This is a genomic window from Bacillus sp. FJAT-49711 (assembly GCF_018343715.1).
Lineage (GTDB): Bacteria > Bacillota > Bacilli > Bacillales > Bacillaceae_C > Lederbergia.
In genome coordinates this window covers 1,366,257-1,391,012 of the sequence record NZ_JAGYPL010000002.1, presented here as the reverse complement: position 1 = coordinate 1,391,012, position 24,756 = coordinate 1,366,257, and the positions used below count along the sequence as shown (strand labels likewise).

General features: G+C 38.1%; 22 protein-coding genes and 1 tRNA gene. 3 read left to right on the top strand and 20 right to left on the bottom strand.

What is annotated here, in order from left to right:
* On the top strand, positions 1-1,269 hold a 1,269-nt coding region (locus KHA96_RS13965; protein WP_213129865.1), incomplete at its 5' end, for an IS1182 family transposase.
* A 78-nt stretch (positions 1,270-1,347) separates the two neighbouring features.
* On the opposite strand, the gene smpB is transcribed toward KHA96_RS13965, so the two are convergent.
* The 13 genes from smpB to clpP all read right to left on the bottom strand — a co-directional run bounded on the left by smpB (position 1,348) and on the right by clpP (position 14,939).
* Positions 1,348-1,815, bottom strand: coding sequence for an SsrA-binding protein SmpB (smpB, locus tag KHA96_RS13960; protein ID WP_213129864.1), 468 nt, complete (start codon positions 1,813-1,815; stop codon positions 1,348-1,350).
* An 88-nt stretch (positions 1,816-1,903) separates the two neighbouring features.
* A complete protein-coding gene (rnr, locus tag KHA96_RS13955) occupies positions 1,904-4,240 on the bottom strand; it encodes a ribonuclease R (RefSeq protein WP_213129863.1) in 2,337 nt (778 codons plus the stop codon).
* Between the two features lie 21 nt (positions 4,241-4,261).
* On the bottom strand, positions 4,262-5,008 hold the full coding sequence (locus KHA96_RS13950) for an alpha/beta hydrolase (protein ID WP_213129862.1): 747 nt from the start codon (positions 5,006-5,008) through the stop codon (positions 4,262-4,264).
* A gap of 354 nt (positions 5,009-5,362) precedes the next feature.
* On the bottom strand, positions 5,363-5,599 hold the full coding sequence (gene secG, locus KHA96_RS13945; protein WP_213129861.1) for a preprotein translocase subunit SecG: 237 nt from the start codon (positions 5,597-5,599) through the stop codon (positions 5,363-5,365).
* Between the two features lie 117 nt (positions 5,600-5,716).
* Complete coding sequence (gene eno, locus KHA96_RS13940) at positions 5,717-7,006, bottom strand: phosphopyruvate hydratase (RefSeq protein ID WP_213129860.1); 1,290 nt, start codon at positions 7,004-7,006, stop codon at positions 5,717-5,719.
* A 47-nt stretch (positions 7,007-7,053) separates the two neighbouring features.
* The gene (gene gpmI, locus KHA96_RS13935) at positions 7,054-8,595 is read right to left on the bottom strand and encodes a 2,3-bisphosphoglycerate-independent phosphoglycerate mutase (RefSeq protein WP_213129859.1); all 1,542 of its coding nucleotides are present in this window, start codon (positions 8,593-8,595) and stop codon (positions 7,054-7,056) included.
* A complete protein-coding gene (gene tpiA, locus KHA96_RS13930) occupies positions 8,595-9,350 on the bottom strand; it encodes a triose-phosphate isomerase (protein ID WP_213129858.1) in 756 nt (251 codons plus the stop codon). Before tpiA ends, gpmI begins: the two co-directional genes overlap by 1 nt.
* Positions 9,351-9,527: 177 nt before the next feature.
* On the bottom strand, positions 9,528-10,712 hold the full coding sequence (locus tag KHA96_RS13925; protein ID WP_213129857.1) for a phosphoglycerate kinase: 1,185 nt from the start codon (positions 10,710-10,712) through the stop codon (positions 9,528-9,530).
* Positions 10,713-11,003: 291 nt separating this feature from the next.
* Positions 11,004-12,011, bottom strand: coding sequence for a type I glyceraldehyde-3-phosphate dehydrogenase (gene gap / locus KHA96_RS13920; protein ID WP_213129856.1), 1,008 nt, complete (start codon positions 12,009-12,011; stop codon positions 11,004-11,006).
* A gap of 91 nt (positions 12,012-12,102) precedes the next feature.
* A complete protein-coding gene (locus tag KHA96_RS13915; RefSeq protein WP_213129855.1) occupies positions 12,103-13,134 on the bottom strand; it encodes a sugar-binding transcriptional regulator in 1,032 nt (343 codons plus the stop codon).
* Positions 13,135-13,261: 127 nt separating this feature from the next.
* Positions 13,262-13,498, bottom strand: coding sequence for a glutaredoxin family protein (locus KHA96_RS13910; RefSeq protein WP_213129854.1), 237 nt, complete (start codon positions 13,496-13,498; stop codon positions 13,262-13,264).
* Between the two features lie 209 nt (positions 13,499-13,707).
* The gene (locus tag KHA96_RS13905) at positions 13,708-13,848 is read right to left on the bottom strand and encodes a YrzI family small protein (protein ID WP_213129853.1); all 141 of its coding nucleotides are present in this window, start codon (positions 13,846-13,848) and stop codon (positions 13,708-13,710) included.
* A gap of 491 nt (positions 13,849-14,339) precedes the next feature.
* Positions 14,340-14,939, bottom strand: coding sequence for an ATP-dependent Clp endopeptidase proteolytic subunit ClpP (gene clpP, locus KHA96_RS13900; RefSeq protein ID WP_213129852.1), 600 nt, complete (start codon positions 14,937-14,939; stop codon positions 14,340-14,342).
* 199 nt (positions 14,940-15,138) lie between these two features.
* Here clpP and KHA96_RS13895 point away from each other — a divergent pair.
* Positions 15,139-15,213, top strand: a tRNA-Arg gene (locus tag KHA96_RS13895).
* A gap of 205 nt (positions 15,214-15,418) precedes the next feature.
* On the top strand, positions 15,419-16,120 hold the full coding sequence (locus KHA96_RS13890) for a GDSL-type esterase/lipase family protein (RefSeq protein ID WP_213129851.1): 702 nt from the start codon (positions 15,419-15,421) through the stop codon (positions 16,118-16,120).
* A gap of 196 nt (positions 16,121-16,316) precedes the next feature.
* Here KHA96_RS13890 and KHA96_RS13885 read toward each other — a convergent pair whose 3' ends face one another.
* From KHA96_RS13885 to KHA96_RS13855, 7 genes are all read right to left on the bottom strand, one after another.
* Positions 16,317-18,035, bottom strand: coding sequence for an ABC transporter ATP-binding protein (locus KHA96_RS13885; RefSeq protein ID WP_213129850.1), 1,719 nt, complete (start codon positions 18,033-18,035; stop codon positions 16,317-16,319).
* Positions 18,036-18,177: 142 nt separating this feature from the next.
* The gene (locus KHA96_RS13880) at positions 18,178-18,435 is read right to left on the bottom strand and encodes an HPr family phosphocarrier protein (protein ID WP_213129849.1); all 258 of its coding nucleotides are present in this window, start codon (positions 18,433-18,435) and stop codon (positions 18,178-18,180) included.
* Between the two features lie 22 nt (positions 18,436-18,457).
* Positions 18,458-19,402, bottom strand: a complete 945-nt coding sequence (whiA, locus tag KHA96_RS13875) for a DNA-binding protein WhiA (protein ID WP_213129848.1) — start codon at positions 19,400-19,402, stop codon at positions 18,458-18,460.
* 31 nt (positions 19,403-19,433) lie between these two features.
* The gene (locus KHA96_RS13870; protein ID WP_213129847.1) at positions 19,434-20,417 is read right to left on the bottom strand and encodes a gluconeogenesis factor YvcK family protein; all 984 of its coding nucleotides are present in this window, start codon (positions 20,415-20,417) and stop codon (positions 19,434-19,436) included.
* Complete coding sequence (rapZ, locus tag KHA96_RS13865) at positions 20,414-21,310, bottom strand: RNase adapter RapZ (RefSeq protein ID WP_213129846.1); 897 nt, start codon at positions 21,308-21,310, stop codon at positions 20,414-20,416. Before rapZ ends, KHA96_RS13870 begins: the two co-directional genes overlap by 4 nt.
* 725 nt (positions 21,311-22,035) lie before the next feature.
* Positions 22,036-22,998 (bottom strand): thioredoxin-disulfide reductase, encoded by a 963-nt coding sequence (gene trxB, locus KHA96_RS13860; protein ID WP_349305752.1) that lies wholly within the window; start codon positions 22,996-22,998, stop codon positions 22,036-22,038.
* Between the two features lie 90 nt (positions 22,999-23,088).
* Entirely contained in the window at positions 23,089-24,600 is a 1,512-nt protein-coding gene (locus tag KHA96_RS13855; protein ID WP_213129844.1) for a tetratricopeptide repeat protein, read from the bottom strand.
* Positions 24,601-24,756: the final 156 nt, after the last annotated feature.

Below are 24,756 nucleotides of genomic sequence, written 5' to 3'. Positions count from 1 at the left end.
CTATTTGAAGAAATGATTCAGCTACTTATCGAGCAAAACTATATTACAATGGAAAATTACTTTTTGGATGGGACAAAAATTGAAGCCGATGCCAATAAGTATTCTTTTGTATGGAAAAAAGCAACGAAGAATTTCGAGGGAAAGCTGAAAGAAAAAATTCAAGAAACGATTCAACATATTCAAGAAGTAGCGGAATCTGAGTTGATTCAATCTACTATTAAGGAGGTCAAAGAAGAAGTAACTCCAGAACAATTAGAAATCATTGCGCAAGAATTAGAAGGAAAAGTAATCACCTTAACAGAAGCGATTGAAGCGGAAGAAGACGTCATAGTAAGAAAAGAAATCCGTTCACAACGAAGTGTGTTGAAGAAACCATTAAAACTAATTCGGGAAAACTTCTTACCTCGCATCGATAAGTATAGACAACAACATGAAATCTATGGCGACCGTAACAGCTTTTCCAAAACAGATCATGACGCGACATTTATGCGAATGAAAGATGATCATATGAAAAACGGACAATTAAAAGCAGCTTATAATGTTCAAATGGCAACAGAAAATCAATTCATTTTATTTTACTCCATGCATCAACGCCCAACCGATACACGCTGTTTCATTCCACACTTGGAGAAACTAGCAGCGTCTAGTTTACCGATGCCAAAAACGGTGATAGCCGATGCAGGTTATGGAAGTGAAGAAAATGATCTGTATGCGCTGGGTGATGAAAAGGAACCTCGTTTTGATTTCCTCATTCCGTACGGAATGTATTTAAAGGAAAAGTCACGTAGCTATAAAAAGAACATCAAGCATGCGAAAAATTGGGATTACAATGAAAAGGATGATCATTTTATTTGTCCAAACGGACGGAAGGTTGAATTTAAAAAGTATTTGAATAAGAAAAATGCCTCAGGTTATGTACAAAGTTTAAAAGTGTATGAATGTGAGGACTGTTCAGATTGTCCGTTGAAAGCTCTCTGTACAAAAGCCAAAGGCAATCGTCAAGTACAATGGAACCCCATTTTTGAAGAAATGAAAGCAAAGGCCAAAACAGCCCTTGAGTGTGAAACAAAATCACGCCTCTACGCGCAACGTAAAATTGACGTAGAGAGTGTTTTTGGCCACATCAAGGGCAATCGGTCGTTCCGCAGATTTTTACTGCGGGGCCTTGATAAGGTTCATACAGAGTTTGGGATTGTGGCATTGGCACACAATCTCTTGAAAGTAGCAGGCATCCGCCGTCTACTTTCAAGGGAAAAAATGAAAGCATAAAAACAGGTGAAAACGACTCGTTTTCACCTGATATATTTTAGGGACTTATTAGACAGCCCCTTTTAGAATCATGAATTTTTACATTTTCTGTCGTTCTCGGAAGGCTCTCTCTATGTCGCGTTTCGCCTCTTTTTGTTTTAAATCTTCACGTTTATCGTATTTCTTCTTCCCTTTTCCAAGCCCTATCAATACTTTAGCAAAGCCATTTTTCAAATATATTTTTAAGGGGATGATAGAGTATCCCTGCTCTTTTGATTCACCAATAAGCTTGTTGATTTCTTTACGATGCAATAATAACTTTCTAGTTCGAAGTGGCTCATGATTGTATCGATTTCCTTGTTCATAAGGGCTAATATGGGCATTATGTAAATATAATTCGCCATTTTGGATTCTTGCAAAGGAGTCCCTTATATTTGCTTTACCTGCGCGAATTGATTTGATTTCAGTTCCTTGAAGGACAATCCCCGCTTCATACGTATCCTCAATAAAATAATCATGATTAGCCCGTTTGTTTTGGGCAATTAACTTTCCTTCCCCTTTTGGCATTGAACTTCCCCCCTTGGCTAACTGAACTCGTTTAATATTATACAATAAATTGAAAAAGGTTAGAAGCAAGACCTCCAACCTTTTAATATCAACGTTTTCCTCTGCTGCGTTTTTTTCGATTTTTAGCTGGTGCATTTTCATATGATTTTTTCTTTTTCTTTCTCGGTGGTCTTGTTGACCATTCCTCACTTTCAATTGAACCTTGAGGACCTGTGGAATGCGTTTTAGCATTTTTTCCAGATTTGAGATTGACTATTTTTGTTTGAGAAGCTTCATCAGAACGCCTGCGATTATTCTTCATTCCAACAATTTCAAAATCAATATCGTGTTCTTCCTTATTTACTTTAATAACTCGGACAGTAATTTCATCACCAATCCTGAAAACATTCCCAGTCCGCTCGCCAATCATTGCTAAATGGCTTTCATCATACCGATAATAATCATCAGTCATATAACTGACATGAACAAGACCTTCAATTGTGTTAGGCAGCTCAACAAACATACCAAAATTAGTTACAGAGCTGATGATTCCATCAAACTCTTCACCAATTTTGTCTTCCATAAATTCCGCCTTTTTCATTTCATCTGTATCACGCTCAGCGTCCACTGCACGTCGCTCACGTTTTGATGAATGATCTGCAATTTCGGGAAGCTGCGACTGCCATTTGCCTCGTGTTCCATCATCAAGTTTTCCATCAATTAAGTAGGTGCGGATAAGCCGATGCACAATTAAATCAGGATATCTTCGGATTGGAGATGTAAAATGAGTATAGAACTTTGTAGACAATCCAAAGTGTCCAATACTTTCCGGATCGTATTTTGCTTGTTGCATTGAACGTAGCATAACAGTCGAAATGACCATTTCTTCCGGCTTTCCTTGTACACTTTCTATGATTTCTTGCAAGGCTCTTGGATGGACAGAATTTGCCGTTCCACGGACTATCAGGCCAAAATTAGTGATGAATTCAAAGAAACGCTGCAGCTTCTCTTCTTTTGGATCTTCATGAATACGGTAAATAAACGGAACATCGAGCCAATGAAAATGCTCAGCAATCGTTTCATTCGCAACAAGCATGAATTCTTCGATGATTCTTTCTCCAATGGACCGTTCTCTTATGACAACATCCGTAGGTTTTCCTTGTTCGTCTACAATAACCTTCGCTTCTTTAAAATCAAAATCAATTGCTCCGCGTTTCATTCTTTTATTTTGTAAAATTCCTTGCAGTTCTTCCATTAGTTCAAACATCGGGACAAGCGGCTCATATTTCGACCTAAGTTCTTCATCCTTATCAATCAAAATATGATTAACGTCAGAGTATGTCATTCGCTCCGTTGTTTTGATGACACTTTGGAAAATCTCATGATTGACCACTTCACCATGTTTGTTCAGTTCCATTTCGCAGGAAAGAGTAAAGCGGTCCACTTTAGGATTGAGTGAACAAATGCCATTGGATAAACGGTGAGGAATCATGGGAATGACACGATCGACTAAATACACACTTGTTCCACGTTCAAAGGCTTCTTGATCAATAGGAGAACCTTCTTTTACATAATGGCTAACATCTGCAATATGAACACCAAGTTTATAATTTCCATTCTCTAATTTTGTCAGCGTCACAGCATCGTCCAAATCTTTGGCATCGGCACCGTCAATTGTTACAATGACTTCCCCCCGTAAATCCCGTCTTTTTGGTATATCATTTTCATCTACTGTATCAGGGATACTATTAGCTTGTTCCAAAACTTCCACTGGAAATGCAAGTGGTAGCCCGTGTTGATGAATGATAGATAATATATCGACGCCTGGATCATTTTTGTGGCCTAGAATTTGGATAATTTCACCTTCAGCATTTTTCCGATCCTCAGGAAATGCGGTAATTTTCACGACGACTTTATGTCCTTCAATCGCGCCCATATTGGCATTTTTCGGGATAAAAACATCATCTGCAATTTTCTTATCATCTGGAATAACAAAACCAAAATGGCGACTTTCAATGTATGTACCAACGATTTCCTCAAAGCCACGTTTAAGAATCCGAATAACTGCACCTTCACGTCTAGAACCCGATGTTTCATTAGTGACTCTTACTAAAACACTATCTCCATGCATAGCGCCATTTTTTTCATGAGGTGGAATGAATACATCATCGAGACCTGATTCATCCGGAATGAGAAACGCGAATCCTTTTGCATGTCCTGAAAGCGTACCACGCACTAGGTTCATTTTTTCCGGAAGACCGTATCGATTACTTCTAGTCCTTACGACAAGTCCCTTTTCTTCCATTTGCACAAGAGCTTTTACAAGATTTTTAAATTCACTCGCATCATTAATTCCAAATGCTTCTTCTAGCTCTTGTACAGTTAGAGGTTTATATGCTTCTTCTTTCATATAAGCTAAAATTTTATCGAAATCCAGTTCTTCCATTCTTCAGTCCTCCATGTTCGCCTATTCAGACCAATCAAGCCCATTGAGAAAATATAATATATCTTCATGCAGCATTTCCTTTTCAGGACCAAGAGTGATCACATGTCCCGAATGTTCATACCATTTAATATTTTTATGTTCAGATTCCGCTTGCTCATAAATAATATTTGCACTGTTTTCATTTATCATTTTATCATTGCGGGCTTGAACAACGAAAAGCGGTGCATATGTCATGTCTACGTTATCGCGAACTCCTGCAATTAAATTTTGTAGCGCTTTTAACGTTTTCATCGGAGTTCTTTGAAATTCCTTCATTTCTTGAGAAATTTGTTCCTCCGACTTTCCTTCGAATTGCTTATATTCCTTCGCATAATCTAAAATTCCCTCGTACATAACTTCTTCGCTTTTAATATACATTGGGGCACACATTGGAATTATTCCCTTTACTGGTACAGTGTAACCTAGTTTCAGAGAAAAAACCCCGCCTAATGATAGACCAGCAACAGCGATTTCTTCATAGCCCTTTTCTTTTAAATATTGATATCCTGCTAATACGTCCTCCCACCAATCGTCAGGTCCAGTATGAACCAGTTTTTCAGGTGGGACTCCATGACCTTTATATTGAGGTGCATGACTTGTATAACCATTTTTTTCAAGAAAGCGCCCGAGCATCCTTACATCAGCGCTATTTCCCGTAAATCCATGCAGCAAAAGAACGGCCCTTTTTCCCGCTTCAAATGTAAAAGGCTGCGGAGGTTTTATTTTCATCTTGTAAACACCTGCTATTCTATTAGTCAATATAAGTTATTTTTAACAAAGTGCCGAGGAACAATCCAGAAATATGATTTTAATGTTGTTCAATTCGTCAATTTCTTACATTTAACCGCTGTTACGAGAACCAAGCTTTGGAATCTGGCTTTTGGTACGCGTATTTGGATTTTCCGAGAACGAAGCGGAAGAATTTTCATGCTTCGTTCTCGGATTGAAACTTTGCAAGTACGAATCAAGGAATCACTCGCATTAACAATTACAAGAAAGAAACTGAGGCATTCTCACATTACGTTCTTGTATTACCTTTATAAAAAAGAAAAACCCGGTCTTATTAAGACCAGGTAGAATTCTTTATACTTCAAAAAATGTAACAGCAATCGTTAAGAGGAAAAACAATACTGACAATACGACAGTTATACGATGGAGAATTAGATCCATTCCACGTGCTTTTTGTTTTCCAAATAGCTGCTCTGCTCCACCGGAAATCGCTCCAGAAAGTCCAGCGCTTTTTCCTGACTGTAATAATACAACACCAATTAGTCCAATAGAAACAATAATTAATAATGTCATTGCTAATGTATGAAGCATTTTAAAAGTACACCCCCTGATACGAACATAAGAAGATACAATAAATGTATCACAAATACATACTGTTGTACAAGAGTTAAAAAAGGGCTGGTTCGAAAACCGGCCCTTTCATTAGAATTACTTTATATTATAAAAAGTTTTTGCACCTAAGTATTGTGCTGTATCTGCAAGTTGATCTTCAATACGAAGAAGTTGGTTATATTTCGCTACACGGTCTGTACGTGAAGGAGCACCTGTTTTAATTTGTCCAGCATTTGTTGCAACAGCGATGTCTGCAATTGTGCTATCTTCTGTTTCACCAGAACGGTGGGAAATGACAGCTGTATAGCCCGCACGCTTCGCCATTTCGATTGCATCAAATGTTTCTGTCAATGTACCAATTTGGTTAACTTTAATTAGAATAGAGTTTCCTACTCCTTCTTCAATTCCACGAGAAAGTTTTTCAGTATTTGTTACGAAAAGGTCATCTCCAACAAGCTGTACTTTTTTACCAATGCGCTCAGTCAACAGCTTATGGCCAGCCCAGTCATTTTCATCTAAGCCATCTTCAATGGATACGATTGGATATTTGCTGACAAGCTCTTCATACCAGTTAACCATTTCTTCAGAAGTTCTAACGATGCCTTCACCGCTTAAGTGGTATTTTCCATCTTCTTTGCTGTAAAGCTCAGAAGACGCTACGTCCATCGCTAATTTCACTTCTTCGCCTGGTTTGTAGCCAGCTTTTTCAATGGCCTCCATGATTGTTTCAAGAGCTTCTTCATTGGATTTCAAGTTTGGCGCAAATCCACCCTCGTCACCAACAGCTGTATTAAGTCCTTTGTCTTTTAGTACAGATTTAAGGCTGTGGAAAATTTCTGCACCCATACGTAAAGCTTCTTTAAAAGTAGGCGCTCCTACAGGCATAATCATGAATTCTTGAATATCAACGTTATTGTCTGCATGCTCTCCGCCGTTAACAATATTCATCATTGGTACAGGAAGCTGCTTCGCATTGAATCCACCTAAGTATTGATATAATTCAAGACCTAAGAAATCAGCCGCTGCACGAGCTGCTGCCATGGACACACCTAAAATAGCATTCGCACCTAGTTTTCCTTTATTATCTGTTCCATCAAGCTCGATCATTGTTTTATCAATGCCAACTTGGTCTGTAACATCATAACCGATAATTTCTTCAGCAATAATGTCATTAACATTGTTAACAGCTTTTTCTACACCTTTACCAAGGTAACGGCCTTTGTCTCCGTCACGTAGTTCAACTGCTTCGTATTCACCTGTTGAAGCACCACTTGGAACTAATGCGCGTCCGAACGCACCTGATTCTGTATATACTTCAACTTCAATTGTAGGATTACCGCGTGAGTCTAATACTTCGCGAGCATAAACTTGAGTAATAAATGGCATGAAAATCTCTCCTTGATCATAGTTTTTTTAGCATTCGCTTATCATACTTATTTTTTCTCAATAAGAGTGGAACCTGTCATTTCTTTAGGCTTTTCTAAATTCAATAAATCGAGCATCGTCGGTGCAAGATCGGCAAGAATTCCACCATCTCTTACTTTCACATCATTTTGTGTGATAATAACTGGAACAGGATTCGTTGTATGTGCTGTCATCGGCGTTCCTTCAAGGGTGACGACCTCATCTGAGTTGCCATGGTCCGCAGTAATAATAGCTGATCCACCTTTAGAAAGAATCAAATCAACGACCCTACCGAGACATTCATCAACAGCTTCAATTGCCTGGATAGTCGGTTCAAGCATACCTGAATGACCAACCATATCAGGGTTTGCAAAATTTAAAATGATTGCATCAAATCGGTCATCTTCAATTTGTTCACATAAGGCGTCAGTTACTTCATAAGCGCTCATTTCTGGTTGTAAGTCATATGTCTGCACTTTCGGTGAATTAATTAATAATCGCTGTTCACCCGGGAATGTATCTTCTCGTCCACCACTCATAAAAAATGTGACATGTGGATATTTTTCAGTCTCAGCAATTCTAAGCTGTGATAAGCCATTTTCAGAAATTACTTGACCCAACGTTTGATCAAGATTGACGGTTCTAAATGCAACGTATCCATCGACAGTTTCTGAAAAATGGGTCATACAAACGAAGTAAAGATGCTTAGGACGACCTTCTCCCCTATCAAACGCAATGAATTCTTCGTTCGTAAAAACATTGGAAATTTGAATTGCGCGATCTGGTCTGAAGTTATAGAAAATCACGGCATCTTCATCATCCACAGTGGCAATCGGTTTCCCATCTTTATCAACCATCACGGAAGGAATGACGAATTCATCAAAGATTCCATGATCATACGAATCTTTGAGCATTTCTAGAGGATCCGAATATACCGGTCCATCACCATACGCCATCGCACGATAAGCTTTTTCAACACGATCCCAGCGTTTATCTCTATCCATTGAATAGAAACGGCCGGAAATGGTTGCAAACTGGCCAACACCATATTCTTTTAGCTTTTCTTGTGTTTCTTTTATATATTTTTCAGCAGTTTGCGGACCAACATCACGTCCGTCCAATACTGCATGAATATACACATCTTTTATTCCTTCGTCCGCAGCAAGCTTGAGCAAAGCAAATAAGTGATTTATATGGCTATGAACTCCGCCATCTGAAAGAAGTCCAAAAAGATGTAATTTCTTCCCTGTTTTCTTTACATGTTCAATGGCATGTAGAAACGTATCATTTTTTTCAAATTCACCGTTTCGAATAGCAATGTTGACACGGGTTAAACTTTGATAAACAATACGGCCAGCACCAATATTCAAGTGACCAACCTCGGAGTTTCCCATTTGTCCTTCTGGAAGCCCTACCGCTTCACCACATGCTGTAAGCTGATTATGCGGATAGGCATTCCAGTATCGATCGAAATTAGGCTTTTTCGCTTGGGCCACTGCATTTCCCATTGTTTCTTTGCGACAACCGAATCCATCTAGAATGATGAGTGCCACAGGAGCTTTTTTACTCATTAAATAGCCGCCTCCAGTAACTGGAGAAATGAGTTTGCCTCCAAGCTCGCACCGCCCACTAGAGCACCGTCGATATCTGGTTGGTTCATATATTCTTTAATATTTTCCGGCTTAACACTGCCACCGTACTGAATCCTAATCGCATCTGCAGCAGATTTTGAGAATTTCTTCTCTACAACTTCGCGAATATGTGCACAAACTTCATTCGCATCTTCTGCAGTGGATGATTTTCCTGTTCCAATTGCCCATATTGGTTCATACGCAATAATTGTTTCTTTTACTTGCTCTTCGGATAATCCATGCAATGCTTTCTCTACTTGTTTTTCAACAAGCTCTTTCGTTTCATTGTTTTCTCTTTGCTCCAATGTTTCACCAACGCAAACGATAGGAATTAATTGATGGTTAAATGCTGCATGTGTTTTTTGATTAACGGCTTCGTCCGTTTCAGCAAACATTTCTCTTCTTTCTGAATGTCCAAGAATGACATATGAAATTCCGAGATCCTTTAGAGCGACAGGGCTAATTTCTCCTGTAAAAGCACCGTTCTTTTCAAAATGCATATTTTGTGCCCCAACTCCGACATCTGTCCCAGCAAGTACATCTACTAATTGGCCAAGGAATAATGCAGGCGCACAAATAACAGAATCCACTTGATCCTTTGCAGGTATCTTATCTTTTACTTCATTGGCAAAATCTAACGACTCCTGCAGCGTCTTATTCATTTTCCAGTTACCGGCAATGATTGGTTTTCGCATTTTCTTCATCCTTTCAAAAACCGTTCTTTATTTAGGCTCTATTCTCAAGCATTGTTGCAAATTTTTATTGATAAAAGATGGTTGAATAATCCAACTGAGAAATGAGCCGAAACTTTCCTTAACGTTCTAATTAGATATAAGGCTTTTACAAAAACACCAAACTTTTGCAAAAAGCCTTTATTTATCATCCAGTGCAGCGACACCAGGCAATACTTTGCCTTCCATAAACTCTAGGGAAGCACCGCCGCCTGTAGAGATATGACTCATTTGATCAGCAAGTCCAAATTGTTCTACTGCAGCTGCTGAGTCACCGCCTCCAATGACAGAGTATGTATCTTTCGCCTCAGCAAGTGCTTGTGCAACAGCTTTTGTTCCATTGGCAAATGGCTCCAACTCGAATACTCCCATTGGTCCGTTCCAGATGACAAGCTTTGATTCTTGAATCACTTTTGTATAAAGTTCCCTCGTTTTCGGACCAATATCCAACGCTTCCCAATCAGCAGGGATTTCTTCAATAGAGACGACTTTCGTGTTTGCATTTACTGAAAAATCATCCGCGACGACGACATCGACTGGCATGTAAAAGTTAACGCCTTTTTCCTTAGCTTTTTCAATAAAAGAACGAGCAAGATCAATTTTATCTTCTTCTAATAAAGACTTTCCTACTTCATGACCCTGTGACTTAATAAACGTATAGGCAAGACCACCGCCAATAATAAGATTGTCCACTTTATCAAGTAAATGGTCGATAACACCAATTTTATCCTTAACTTTCGCTCCACCGATAATGGCAGTAAATGGACGTTCTGGATTAGAAAGAGCTTTTCCGAGAACTTCTAATTCTTTATCCATTAAAAATCCAGCTGCAGATGGAAGAAATTGAGCAATTCCTTCTGTTGAAGCATGCGCGCGATGTGCTGCACCAAAAGCGTCATTGACGTACACATCTGCCAACTCAGCAAACGATTTAGCAAGCTCTGGATCATTCTTTTCTTCGCCTGGATAGAAACGAACATTTTCCAATAAAATGATGTCCCCATCCTGCAGTTCGGAAATTTGTTGTTTTACATTTTCTCCAAATGCTTCATCAGCTTTCGCCACTTCTTTATTCAATAATTCGCTCAAACGTGCTGCAACAGGTGTAAGCCTTAATTCTTCCTTCACTTCACCTTTCGGCCTTCCAAGATGACTCGCCAAAATAACGATAGCACCTTGCTCCGATAAATATTGAATAGTAGGCAACGCCGCTTTTATACGCGTATCATCCGTTACTTTTCCTTCATTCATTGGAACGTTAAAATCTACACGACAAAATACTCGTTTTCCTTTTACATCAATATCTTTAATTGACTTTTTCTCCATCGCGCAAGCCTCCTCTTTTCAGAAAAGCGTAAGCGCCTTGCCAATCGACGTACGCCCGCAGGATGTGGGTCCGTCGACGTTTCTCTTTCTGCCTTCTACTAAGGTAAAGGAAACACAATAAGCCCGAAAGCGAATTGTTGTCGACTTATCGTAGGGAGAAGGTCAGAAGATTGCTAGACGATAGGCGCTGTAGCTAGACTTAAATTTGAAAAAAGAGAGGGGATTGGATCCCGCTCCCCTTTATTCATTATAATTCTCGCATTACAAATTATCCAATTATTCGAGTGATCCTTACAATCCTTGTTTTGCAATATAAGCTGCAAGGTCAACAACACGGTTAGAATATCCAGTTTCGTTGTCGTACCATGAAAGAACCTTAACCATATTGCCTTCCATTACCATTGTAGATAATGCATCAATTGTAGAAGAATGAGTATCACCATTATAGTCTGTTGATACAAGAGGTTCTTCAGTGTATGCCAAGATACCTTTCAATTCACCTTCAGCTGCTTCTTTAAGAGCTGCGTTTACTTCTTCAGCTGTTACTGATTTTTCAAGTTCAGCAACTAGGTCAACAACGGATACGTTTGGTGTAGGAACACGCATTGCCATACCGTTAAGTTTTCCTTTTAATTCAGGAAGTACAAGCGCTACAGCTTTAGCTGCACCAGTTGATGTAGGGATGATATTTTCAGCCGCTGCACGTGCACGACGATAATCTTTATGTGGCAAGTCAAGAATTTGTTGATCATTTGTATATGCATGTACAGTTGTCATCATACCGCGTACAATGCCAAATTTGTCATTTAAAACTTTTGCAAATGGAGCAAGACAGTTAGTTGTACATGATGCATTTGAAAGCACATGATGATTTGCAGCATCATATTTATCTTCATTAACACCCATAACAATCGTTAAATCTTCACCGCTCGCAGGTGCAGAAATAATAACTTTTTTAGCTCCTGCTTCAAGATGTTTTGCAGCATTATCGCGATCTGTAAAACGACCAGTCGACTCAACAACGATATCAACTCCAAGGTCGCCCCAGCCAAGTTGAGCAGGGTCACGCTCTGCCAAAACTTTAATGCGATGTTCGCCTACAACAATTGTGTCACCATCAACGGATACTTTTTCTTCCAGTTTTCCGTGAACTGTGTCGTACTGTAATAAATGGGCAAGCATATTCGCATCTGTCAAATCATTGACTGCTACGATTTCCACTTCTGGATTATTGAGCGCTGCGCGGAATACATTTCTTCCAATTCTTCCGAAACCATTAATACCAACTTTTACTGTCATGATAAATATCCTCCTTTAATTTCATGCAATAATTTTATATTTAAATGGGTCCATCAAGAAAGCTTCTGGCAATTTTCATACCATTTGCTATCTAAGAATGCCCTTTTAAAACCTCTAATGCTGCACCTTCGTCAGTTATAAGAACTGTTGTCTTTGGTGCACTTTTCAAATAGGCCTTAATTGCTTTTGCCTTCGATTTGCCTCCAGCTGCTGCAAGTACAATCGGCTTATCATGCAAGTCAGAAATTTGCATGCCAATAGTGGGTACTTTATGTACTATTTCCCCATTTTCATTAAAATAATAGCCAAATGCTTCACCAACTGCATTTTCTTCTATTATTTTTTTCATGGCCGCTTTATTTGTCCTTCTCCTGCCAGCCATTGTCAAGGCATCGCCAATCCCGTGAACAACAATATTTGCTGACTTAATCATGTTTAAAACTTCGATGATCGCTGGTTCTTTCAGCAGTGATTGATACACTTCAAGACCAACTTCATCTGGAACGTATAAAACTCGATGTGTACCGCCTGTCTTTTCCGCCATCGTCGCACAAATGACATTAGCTTGGTTTTTCACATCTTCACCAATCCCACCCCGAGCTGGTACGAAAAGAAGTTTTCTTCCATCTCCCATATTACCCGAGAGCATTTCAGCTGTACAAGCCATTGTTGTTCCGCCTGTTACAGCAATAACATTGTCCTTCCCAAGATAGCCAATTAATTTATCTGCAGCTGCTTTGCCAATCTCTTCTTTCACTAAAGGCGTTTCATCGCTATCGCCGGGAACAACCACAACATTGCTGATGCCAAGCAAACTTTTTAAGCTCTGTTCCATTTTACTAATGCCGGTTATTTCCCTCATCATTTCATCGAGTTCTAGAAGCAATTTTGCACCTTTAGGAGTAACCATCATCCCTGCCGTTTTTATCGTAATGAGTTGGCGGGCTTTTAAAAATTCCGCTTCACTGCGAAGCACTCGTTCAGTCAAACCAAGCATATCTGCTAATGTTCTGCGTCCAACCGGCTCAGTTAAACGAATCGATCGTAAAATTTGATAGCGTTTCTGCATAACAGAAAGCATATCGGGCACGATTTGAGTTTGAATTTTTAAGAATGAGTGCATAAGCATGGCTCCTTTTAAAAAACAGGTCAAAATATGTCCCAGTAAGACATAATGCGTCCCATCACCAGCAAAAAAAATGGTTCAGTAGCTATTTCTTATTTTAGCACTCGACTAAATATAATACAAATTATAAATGATCTATTTTTTCCTCTATTGTGATTGGATCGATCATTCCATATTGTACAATTTCCTCGTTAATTTCAACAACAGGGATCATTAAACCATACTTTTCAGTCCATTCATCGTTTGTTTCAATGTCTCTTTCGATAATTTGAAATTGATGAACTTTCTGAAGTTGTTGGAGGATCAATTTAGCATCAGTGCAAAGAGGACAACGATTTCGTGTGTAAAAGATAATTTTCATTTGGTTCACATTCCTTTAGTTTGGAGATTTCTCACTGTATTATAGCACATAGGAAAAGCCGAAGGCGCTGGAGCCGGACATGGAAAATCCTTCTCTAAACGAGAAGGATTCCCCTAGGTACTATCTTTATAAACCCCGTAAATTGATGAACGTCCCTGCATTAAAATAATCATATTAAAAACCACCTTTCATTCTTTTTTTAGAAAAAATTAGTATGGGCGATACATGGAAATTTGACGATCTTTAATTTCATCATACATTTTCTCGATTTTTTGATTATGAAGAGCTTCTTCAATTGTAATATCACGCCTTTTAATCGTGATAGTAAAAAAAATAATATTTAATGTCATTATTATCCACACCTCCTTTTAAAACCATTTATATCCAATATGACGCAAAAAAACCGCAAGAAAAGACATGGCTCCTGCGGATTAGGTACACAAAAAGACCGCAAGAATACACTTATCCTGCGGCTTAAAAATGGGCATAAAAAGCCGCAGGGCATCACCCTCCCTGCGGCATGGATATTTTATGATCGTAATAGTAAAAATTTACACAGTCCATTCCCCGTAGGTCGAATTTACAAAAATATTTAATTGCACTTGACTAGCTAATAATAAAGTTTTCATTTTATCCGACCTCCTTAAGAATTTTTTGCTTACGGTGGTAAGTATATCCAATATAAGTATGATTGTAAACCCTTAATTTAAATATAATGTTCATAAATCAAAAAAACCACCTATCATCATGGTTCCTTTTTCCTGTCTGGAATGTTCAACAGGTAATCGTTACATAATAAAAACAGGTGAAAAACGATTTTGTTTTTCACCTGCTCCATTTCTTACTTTTTGCCCATATCCTCATTACGTTGAATAATATGGTCGATTAAGCCGTATTCTTTTGCACGTTCTGCAGTCATGAAATTATCACGGTCTGTATCGCGTGAGATTACCTCAATTGGCTGTCCTGTACGGTCAGAAAGAATCTTGTTTAACTTTTCACGCATGTGGAGAATTCGTTTTGCGGCAATCTCAATTTCTGTTGCCTGACCCTGCGCTCCACCAAGCGGCTGGTGAATCATTACTTCACTATTTGGAAGAGCAAAGCGTTTGCCCTTCGTTCCAGCAGCAAGTAAAAATGCACCCATAGATGCTGCCATACCGATACAGATGGTATGTACATCCGCTTTAATAAATTGCATTGTATCATAGATCGCCATCCCAGCAGTAATGCTTCCGCCTGGGCTATTAATGTAAAGATAAATATCTTTTTCGGGATTCTCAGCTTCTAAGAATAATAATTGAGCTACGATAGAGTTGGCAACTGTATCATCAATTGCACTCCCCAGCATGATAATACGGTCTTTCAATAGTCGGGAATAAATATCGTATGCACGTTCCCCACGATTTGTCTGCTCGATAACAGTTGGAATTAAATGCAAAATGTTCTCCTCCTTTAATAAGGCCAATATTTTATTACATTATGTATTTCCATCATACATTGATGGTCAATAAAGGTCAAATATTATACCTTTAATTTATATCTTATTATATTGACACTTTACTACAAAAATAAACATAAATTGCTTGCAATGTGTAGTAATTTATCTTATAATTTTTTATCGTACGGTCAAAAAACATGCCCTCGTGGTGCAACGGATAGCACGTGAGATTCCGGTTCTTAAGATGTGGGTTCGATTCCTGCCGAGGGCGCCATATTATTTATGCTTAAGTATTTGTGGAAATATATATAACATAAGACTAAACGATAAAAATCCAGCGTTTCTTTCTTTACAGAAAGGGGCGCTTTTTTATTGCAAAAAAATTCCTAAATTTTATATAAATGGTTGTAAAAATGTAGTAATATAAACATGCATTAAATAATTAGGAGGAAATTGATATAAAAACGAAAAAATATCTTTTGTGGTTTTCATTGCTAATTAATACTTGTGTTGTGATATTTGGATTGTTATTTATATACGATAAAAATGGTTTATCTAATATTAAAGCTAAAACCACTTCTGCAAAGACTGTTGCAGGTAATTCAAATTATTATTTAGGTAAAATGAGTATTTTTGAATCCGGAGAGTCCAAATCAAACCATGTAGTATTTTTAGGAGATAGCCTTACGGATTATGGTGAATGGAATGAGTATTTTATCACCAATAATATTTTAAACAGAGGCATTTCTGGGGATACGACAGACGGTGTTTTGAATAGGCTAAAACAAGTTTACAGCATAAAACCTAGTAAAGTTTTTTTAATGATTGGTATTAATGATTTAAGAAAACATGTTGAGATTGATACTATTTTAAATAACTATTCCATTATCCTGAATGAACTTATGGAACACTCACCTAATACAGAAATATTCGTACAAAGTATATTACCTATGAACAGTCAATTGCGTCCAAAGAATGTAAAGAGCAAAAACGTATTAGAACTAAACTCAAAGTTGAAAAAGTTAGCTGCTGATGCCAATGTAACTTATATTGATTTATTTAGGCTGATGTCAAATAAAGAAAATAAGTTAAAACTAGAATTTACTTACGATGGTCTCCATCTGAATGGTAAGGGTTACGCTCAATGGGTGAATGAAATAAAAAAACTTGTTGAAGATTAGGAATAACTGGGACATAACGAATATATTGAAAAACTAATGGACTCCACACTTGTGGTGTTTTTTTATTTCCATAATAAATTGATTTGAACGGGAATTACTCCCTAATTCTCGATCAATAATATTAGTATGTAGATTTGATCGAGAATTCCAAAAAAAAGAAGAGACTGAAATCTCTTCTTTTCTTTCAAACGATCAGTTACACTTCCTGAAACTGAATATTATGAAGTCTTGCGAATAACCCACCTTGGTTTACTAATTCGGTGTATGTTCCATCTTCGGCAATTCCATCCTCCGTCACAACGATGACCCGATCCGCATCACGAATCGTTGCTAGACGGTGGGCAATAACTAGAGTTGTCCGATTTTCAGCAAGTTCGTTTAATGCTTGTTGAATGATTTTTTCTGTTTCTGTATCAAGGGCAGAAGTTGCCTCATCTAAAATCAAGATAGGTGGATTTTTCAAAAACATTCTTGCAATCGCAAGACGTTGTTTTTGACCACCAGAAAGCTTCAAGCCACGCTCTCCGATTTGCGTTTCATAACCATCAGGCAATGAAGCGATAAAATCTTCTAAATGAGCTTTACGAGCAGCATCGCGAATATCCTCTTCAGTCGCACTTCTTTTACCGTAGGCGATGTTTTCACGGATTGTTCCTGTAAATAAGAAGACGTCTTGCTGGACGATCCCAATCTGCGAGCGAAGGGAATGTTTCGTCATATCGCGAATATCAATGCCATCAATAGAAATAGAACCTGCTTGGACATCATAAAAACGAGGAATTAAAGAACAAATCGTCGTTTTCCCGGCACCTGATGGCCCTACAAAGGCAACTGTTTCTCCAGCGCGAATATTTAAATCGATTCCTTCCAGAACCGCTTTATGGTCATCGTAATGGAAATGCACGTTATCAAATTGAATATCACCCATCAATCCCTTTACATTCTCAGCATTCGGGCGATCTTTAATCTCTGGATCTTGATCAATTAATTCAAGGAATCTTTTAAATCCAGCCATTCCTTTTGGATACAATTCAAGTAAAGCACTAATTTTATCAACTGGCTTAATCAGCACATTCACGTACAATACGAAACTGACAAGTTCCCCGTAAGTAAGTTTTCCGTTAAAACTAAACCACGCACCTACAACTAAAACTAATAGAGTAACTAACCGGGTCATCATATAAATACTAGAATGAGTCCCAGCCATTACTTTATAAGCGATAAGCTTTGCTAAACGAAAACTTCCGTTATCCTTTTTAAACCGGTTAATTTCAAACTCTTCATTTGTAAAAGATTGGACAACACGAACACCCGATACACTATCTTCCACCCTTGCATTGACATCGGCAATTCGACTGTACATATTTTTCCATGCATTATTCATTTTTACATTACAATATGTTACAAGCCAAACAAGAAAAGGAATCATAATAATCGCAATAATGGCAAGTTCCGGATTTATATTGAACATGATGACAAATGCACCGATAAACGTCATGATCGCAATAAAAAAGTCTTCTGGACCGTGGTGGGCAAGTTCACCGATATCAAATAAATCATTCGTGATTCGGCTCATAATATGCCCTGTTTTTGTATTATCAAAAAAGCGAAAAGATTGACGTTGAACATGAGTAAATAATTGTTCCCTCATATCCGTCTCAATATTGATTCCCAGCTTATGACCTAAATAACTGACGATATATTGCAAAACGGTACTTAATAAATAGACAATTAATAAAAGGATGCCGATAGTAACAATTTTATTCCAATCACCACCTGGCAAGAGCTTATCAATAAACCACTGTACTGCTACCGGAAAGGCCAATTCAAGAATGGCTACAACTACAGCACTTGAAAAGTCTATAATAAATAAACGTTTATGCGGTTTATAGTATGAGAAAAACTTTTTTAACATATATGTCACCTCGATTTAGAAAGCGTAAGTGTCTTGCACATCTACCTGCGATGTGCGATTGCTTGTCGATAGATTCAAAAGCGAGCCAATAAAAAACAACTAGACGGCAATTGCGGATTGCATTTGCCGCCTAGAATGATGTTTAACTTTCGCTCTCTACAAATGCTATTAATGTATCAAGCACTTCATCTTCATCATTACCTTCAGCGTAAAGCTTAACGGTCGCACCTGGTCCAATTGCAAGACTCATTAATCCCATTATACTTTTTGCGTTTACTTTTCTGCCATCTTTCTCTATAAATATATCTGATGTAAACCGACTAGCCTCTTGCACAAATTGTGCGGCAGAACGCGCCTGTAATCCTGTATTTAGTTTTACTTCTACTTCTTTTTCTGCCAACTATATCTCTCCTTTTTTTCGTTTATTCACCTTGAACTCCTTTACGGAGGTTTTCTGCAATAGCATCAATTTTTCTCAAACGGTGATTAATCCCTGATTTACTAATGGTGCCGCTAGAAACCATTTCCCCTAATTCCTTTAACGTAACATCTTGATGTTCAACACGGAGCACAGCTATTTCCCTAAGCTTATCGGGTAAAATATCCAGTCCAACCGATTCTTCTATATAGCGAATATTTTCAACCTGTCTAAGTGCCGCTCCAATTGTTTTATTTAAATTGGCCGTCTCGCAATTGACAAGACGATTCACTGAGTTGCGCATATCCCTTACAATTCTCACATCTTCAAAACGAAGGAGCGCGTTATGGGCCCCTACCACATTGAGAAATTCTGTAATTTTCTCCGCTTCTTTTAAATACGTAATAAAGCCATTTTTTCTCTCCAGTGTCTTACTATTTAGACCAAAGTCGTTCATAAGTTCACAAAGCGAGTCATTATGTTCTTTATAAAGTGAAGATATTTCAAGGTGATAAGATGACGTTTCAGGGTTATTGACTGAACCTCCTGCTAGGAAAGCTCCACGTAAATACGATCTCTTACAACATTTCTTCCTCACTAATTCTTTCTGAATGTCATGTATAAAAGTAAGTCCGTCCCCAAGAATTTTCAATTCACGCAGAATCTTCTCCGCATCTTTTTTTAATCGTACAATATATACATTATTTTTTTTCAACCGCATTTTTTTTCTGACAAGCAATTCGACGTCTGCTTCGTATAGCTTTTTTATCAACGTATATATCCGCCTTGCGATTGCTGCATTTTCAGTCTGAACATTGACGATCAGTATTCGGTTTGAAAAAGAAATGGACCCGTTCATCTTAATGAGTGCTGAAAGTTCAGCCTTGGCACAGCAATCTTTCACATCAAGGTTTGTCAGCTCTTTCTTCGTCTCTGAAGCAAACGACATCCCTTCTCACCCCCTTTACTGCACTGATTACCTATGTTTGAGCAATTTGATCTGGACCGCTGCCCAGTAATGAATAGATCATGCTTGCCACTTTTTCTGTATTATGACGAATATATCCATTTTCAAAACTAATGAATTCATCATATAAAACTTCAACACCGAGGGAAATTAACCGATCCACATCAAATTTGACAGGCTGAGCAAGCTCTTCCTTATAACGGTTTTGGATATCTCTAGGAATTTCTTCGTTGTTCACAAGTACGATATCTATAAATGAACGTTTCATGTGACTGTACAATGCTTCTACATGGTTGCTTGCGGTAAATCCTAGAGTTTCCCCTGCTTGAGTCATTAAGTTGCAAATATACACTTTTTTCGCTTTTGCATTGCACACTTCTTCACCGAGACCCGGTACTAATAAATTTGGAAGAATGCTAGTATAAAGGCTTCCTGGCCCTATCACAATCAAATCTGCTTCACGGATTGATCTAATTGTTTCAGGTAGCGGCTTAATCATTTCTGGTGTTAAAAATACACGATTTATCTTTTTACCGGAAAAAGGGATTTTTGACTCGCCGCTTACAATCGAGCCATCTTCCATTTCTGCATGCAATACGACGCTTTGATTGGCTGCAGGCAAAACTTTACCGTGAACGTTAAGTACACGGCTCATTTCTTGTACAGCATGCACAAAATCTCCCGTAATTGAAGTTAAGGCAGCGATAATTAAGTTGCCAAGCGAGTGTCCAGAGAGCTCGTTTGTTGTATTAAATCGATGCTGAAACATTTCTTCGACAAGCGGTTCAACATCGGATAATGCGGCTAAAACATTCCTGATATCACCTGGTGAGGGAATTTCCATCTCATTTCTAATTCTACCTGAACTTCCGCCATCATCGGCAACTGTAACAATTGCTGTAATATCAACCGGTCTTTTTTTTAATCCTCTTAAAAGGACAGGCAAACCAGTACCGCCGCCTATCACAACAATTTTCGGCTTTGATTTTTGCTTCATTTAGCTAATCCCTTTCTCTTTTGTATATCACGATGGATCACTTGGATTTTATAATCCTTCTTATAAAACTCGCCGATATATTCAGCTAACGCTACTGATCGATGCTGTCCACCTGTACATCCTATCGCAATAACAAGCTGGCTTTTTCCTTCTCGTTTATAGAGTGGAAGCATAAATGTTAATAAGTCTGTTGTTTTTGCTAGAAATTTTTGTGTATCATTCCACTTTAAAACATAGCTTGATACTTCTTCTTCAAGCCCTGTTTTTGGACGCATATGATCAACATAATGGGGATTCGGCAAAAACCGCACATCAAAAACAAGGTCCGCATCTATAGGAATGCCATGTTTAAATCCGAAAGACATGACATTGACTGTAAAAATAGTTTGTTTGTTTGCTGAAAACTCAACTAATATCTTTTCACGCAGCTCCATTGGCTTCATCGTCGATGTATTATAAATTGATTGGGCGCGGCCTTTTAATTCATTAAGTAAATTCCGCTCCTGTTCAATCCCTTCCAATGGCAATCCTGATGGCGCAAGTGGATGAGATCGGCGTGTTTCTTTATATCTTCTTACTAATGTGGCATCATCCGCATCAAGAAAAAGAATTTGTGGCGTCACCCATGTATAAGTCGATAATTCATCGATAATGCGTACCAAAGTATCAAAAAATTCCCGTCCCCGCAAATCCATTACAAGAGCTACCTTGTTCATTTTATTGCCAGATTCCTTCATTAATTCTAGGAATTTTGGCATAAGCGCCGGCGGTAAATTGTCAACACAAAAGAAACCTAAATCTTCAAAACTGCGGATTGCAACAGTTTTTCCTGCTCCAGACATACCTGTAATAATGACTAACTGTATTTCATCCGTTACACTTGCTGGATTCATGTTTCCCAACTCCTGTTTTCTCACGAAACGTATTTTTTACGATGTTTCCATTCATATTATTATACTATTTACAGTTACGAAATAATAGTGCTTCTTTATAACAAAAGCGGTAGGGCTTGGCCCTCGACATACAAGCAGCAGGAAGCGAGTTCATTGACCAATACATTAGAAAGTGGTTGTTTTAGTAGATTTTCCATTTTCCCCTTTTGAACAAATACTCAGGATAAAGGAAACTGACAAAGTTGGAATAGTGGAAGTTGCTTGAAGGGGAAGTAAGCATAGGACACAGCATCCTATGGCAGGCTTAGGCTGCAAAGACCTGCCCTTCACATGTACCGGCACACCCTCGTGCTTCTCAACGCCTCCCTGTCCCGCATCTTTCCAGACTCTGACAAGCTTAGTCAAATAAAGATAACGATCCAGATATTTAAGCCAGTAGGTATGGCGATTGACAAGACAAGACTGGCATTCTTATCGTAGTGGAAAGGACATGAGGCTTGCTCGTTGGTAGGTGCTTGACCTACACGTAAAAGGATTTTGTAAACAAAAAAATAGCACAGGCTAGGCCTATGCTGCAAGAAAGGGATATTGTATAAAAAGGGGGTCAATATCTCATGCTTCTACTGTACCCGAAAATCATTTCACTACTGTTACAGTTTTATTAAGTAGTGATTACTTTTTTTATTTGATATTTGTTTGTCCCCTTTGTATATCTTTTCCACTATTTACTTTTGAACTGCTACATGTTCTTTTACATTTTCAATATAAATTTGAGCACTTTGAGCAGCGATGCTCCCGTCGCCTGTAGCCGTTACAATTTGACGTAAAAGTTTATCGCGCACATCTCCTGCTGCGAAAATACCTGGTATATTGGTTTCCATATTTTCATTTGTATCAATATAGCCAGCAGCATTTGTAATACCTAAATTTTTAAATGGTTCTGTTAAAGGATCCATTCCAATATAGATAAAGACTCCATCCGTTTTAAACTCTTGCTCCGTTCCATCTTTTGTTGAAACGAGCGTCACGGAACCTACTTTTCCATTTTCTTCATTTACTTCTTTAACAGTGTGATTCCAAATAAATTCAACTTTTTCGTTGGCGAATGCACGATCTTGCAAGATTTTTTGAGCTCGCAATTCATCACGGCGATGAACGATCGTTACTTTATTGGCAAATCTAGTTAAATATACGCCTTCTTCAACCGCAGAATCCCCGCCTCCGACTACGACAAGATCTCTTCCTTTAAAGAAAGCACCATCACAAACTGCACAATATGAAACACCGCGACCGGTCAAGTCATTTTCACCTTGTACACCCATTTTTCGATATTCGGCACCTGTTGTAATGATAACAGCAAAGGCTTTATATTCCTTTGTACTTGTTTTAACAATTTTATATGGATTTCCATCTACAACTTCTTTAATATCACCGTAGGCATATTCAGCACCGAATTTTTTTGCATGATCAAACATTTTTGTAGATAACTCTGGTCCAAGAATATTGTCAAAACCAGGATAGTTTTCTACATCTTCTGTGTTGGCCATTTGCCCACCAGGAACTCCGCGCTCAATCATTAATGTTGATAAATTGGCACGTGATGTATAGACTGCTGCAGTCATCCCGGCAGGACCTGCTCCAATGATAATTACATCATATATATTATTTTCCGACATCGTCGTAAACACCCCTTTAATGAATGAAAAAAATCTTTATTTTTGTTTCTAATTTCCTACATTCATCGTAATAAACAATCTTCTTCAAGTCCAAATATATGCTTATTCCCAATACTTTTCCACTATCTTAATATATTTGCGTAAAGTTGCCTCGGAAATTCCGTACTCCTCCGCTACTTGCTTTTGTGTTTTTTTATTATGACTCTGTTTAAAGTAAATATACTCTGCCGCAGCTGCAAACGCATCTGGGTTAGCTATAGAAATACTCTCTCCCAATCCAAGAATAAAGAAAGAAAACCACTGTAATAGTATATTATGTGTATTTAAACCTGCTTCATTGAATCGCTCGTATAATATTACGGCGGCCTCGTGAATAAGTGCAACGTAATCCTCTTCAGGTATAGGAGCATTTAGCCGATCTCTTAATATATGCGCTAAGTAAATCCTCTCAGCGTATGAAAAATCCTCCAGTCGCTTGAAATCTGGATGCGAGAAAATATCCTGCATATGGTCTGTTACAGAAATGAGAAAAATTCCATATAGTCTTTCTTCAAACAGCTCACTTCTTAACATTTTTAAAATCGCGGAATCATTTTTAAGATTTCTTGGATCTGGATGGTTTTCAACATTCCAAGGCTCGATTTGGTTTTGTTCAGGATTCATCTTAGAAAGAATTTGCCAAGCTTGGTTGGCGACTTTTTTATTTTCGGTAAAATAAGCTGCTTTTGCGAGCCAATAATAAAATCCTGGGTCACCGTCATAGCCATATTTTTGAATTTGACGAAGCCAGAAATAAGCCTGTTCATATTTTCCAGTTAAAGCGAAAGTCGCACCCAGCTTGTATCGATGTTCAAACAACATTGGCTGCACTTTATCCAATGCAGCCAATAGCTCCGATAACTGCTCGGTTTCCTTTTCATAATAAAGGAAAACAGCTAAATTACAAAGTGCATGTAAGTTCCCAGGGTTATTTTCCAGCACCTTTTCTAAAATGCCTGCTGCTTTGCCTGAATCACCTTCATAAAAATACGCTAAAGCTAGATTGTTATAAGCTGGCCAAAATTCAGGATAATCCTCAACGGCTGCCTCTAACATTCTTATAGCTTCTTTAAAATCTCCCGATTCCAGCAAAACTCTAGAAGTTTCCAATTTATCAATAAGCTCGTCTTGCTCTACTAAGCTATCAAAATTTTCATCTTCATCAAGTCCAATAAGTTGCATCAGTTCTTCGGCCTCTACCGAAAATTCACCAATTTGGTCTTGTTCTAGATACAGCTGAGCATGCTTATATGCATCGGTAAACATACCTAAATGCGCAAAATTATTGGCAATAAAATAATGGCATTCTGACATTTTATCATCTAAATCACTAAGAATCATAAATAATAGTTTATTAGAATCTGTATATTCACCTGCTTCAGTATGAACAATTGCAAGCTGACATGCAATCATCGCCTCATCCGGTTCTAGTTCCAACGCTCTTTTTAAATATTTTTTTGCTTTATTTATATCAAAACGGTCATACGCTTTTACACCTTTATTAAAATAATATTCTCCAGTCGGAATGAAAGGGAATATTTTGGCCCTCTTGAATTGTGCCTTTGAGTCTTTCATCTAGATCCTCCGTTGCTTAATTCCTATGTCGCTTTTTGTAGTATATCATACTAGTGGAATTGTTTGAAGTGACGTCGTTACAGGAGAATTCTAGAAATTAGACATTTTTCAATTCGGCTGAAAAGCGTCGAATCATGAAGAAACCTGATGCTGCAG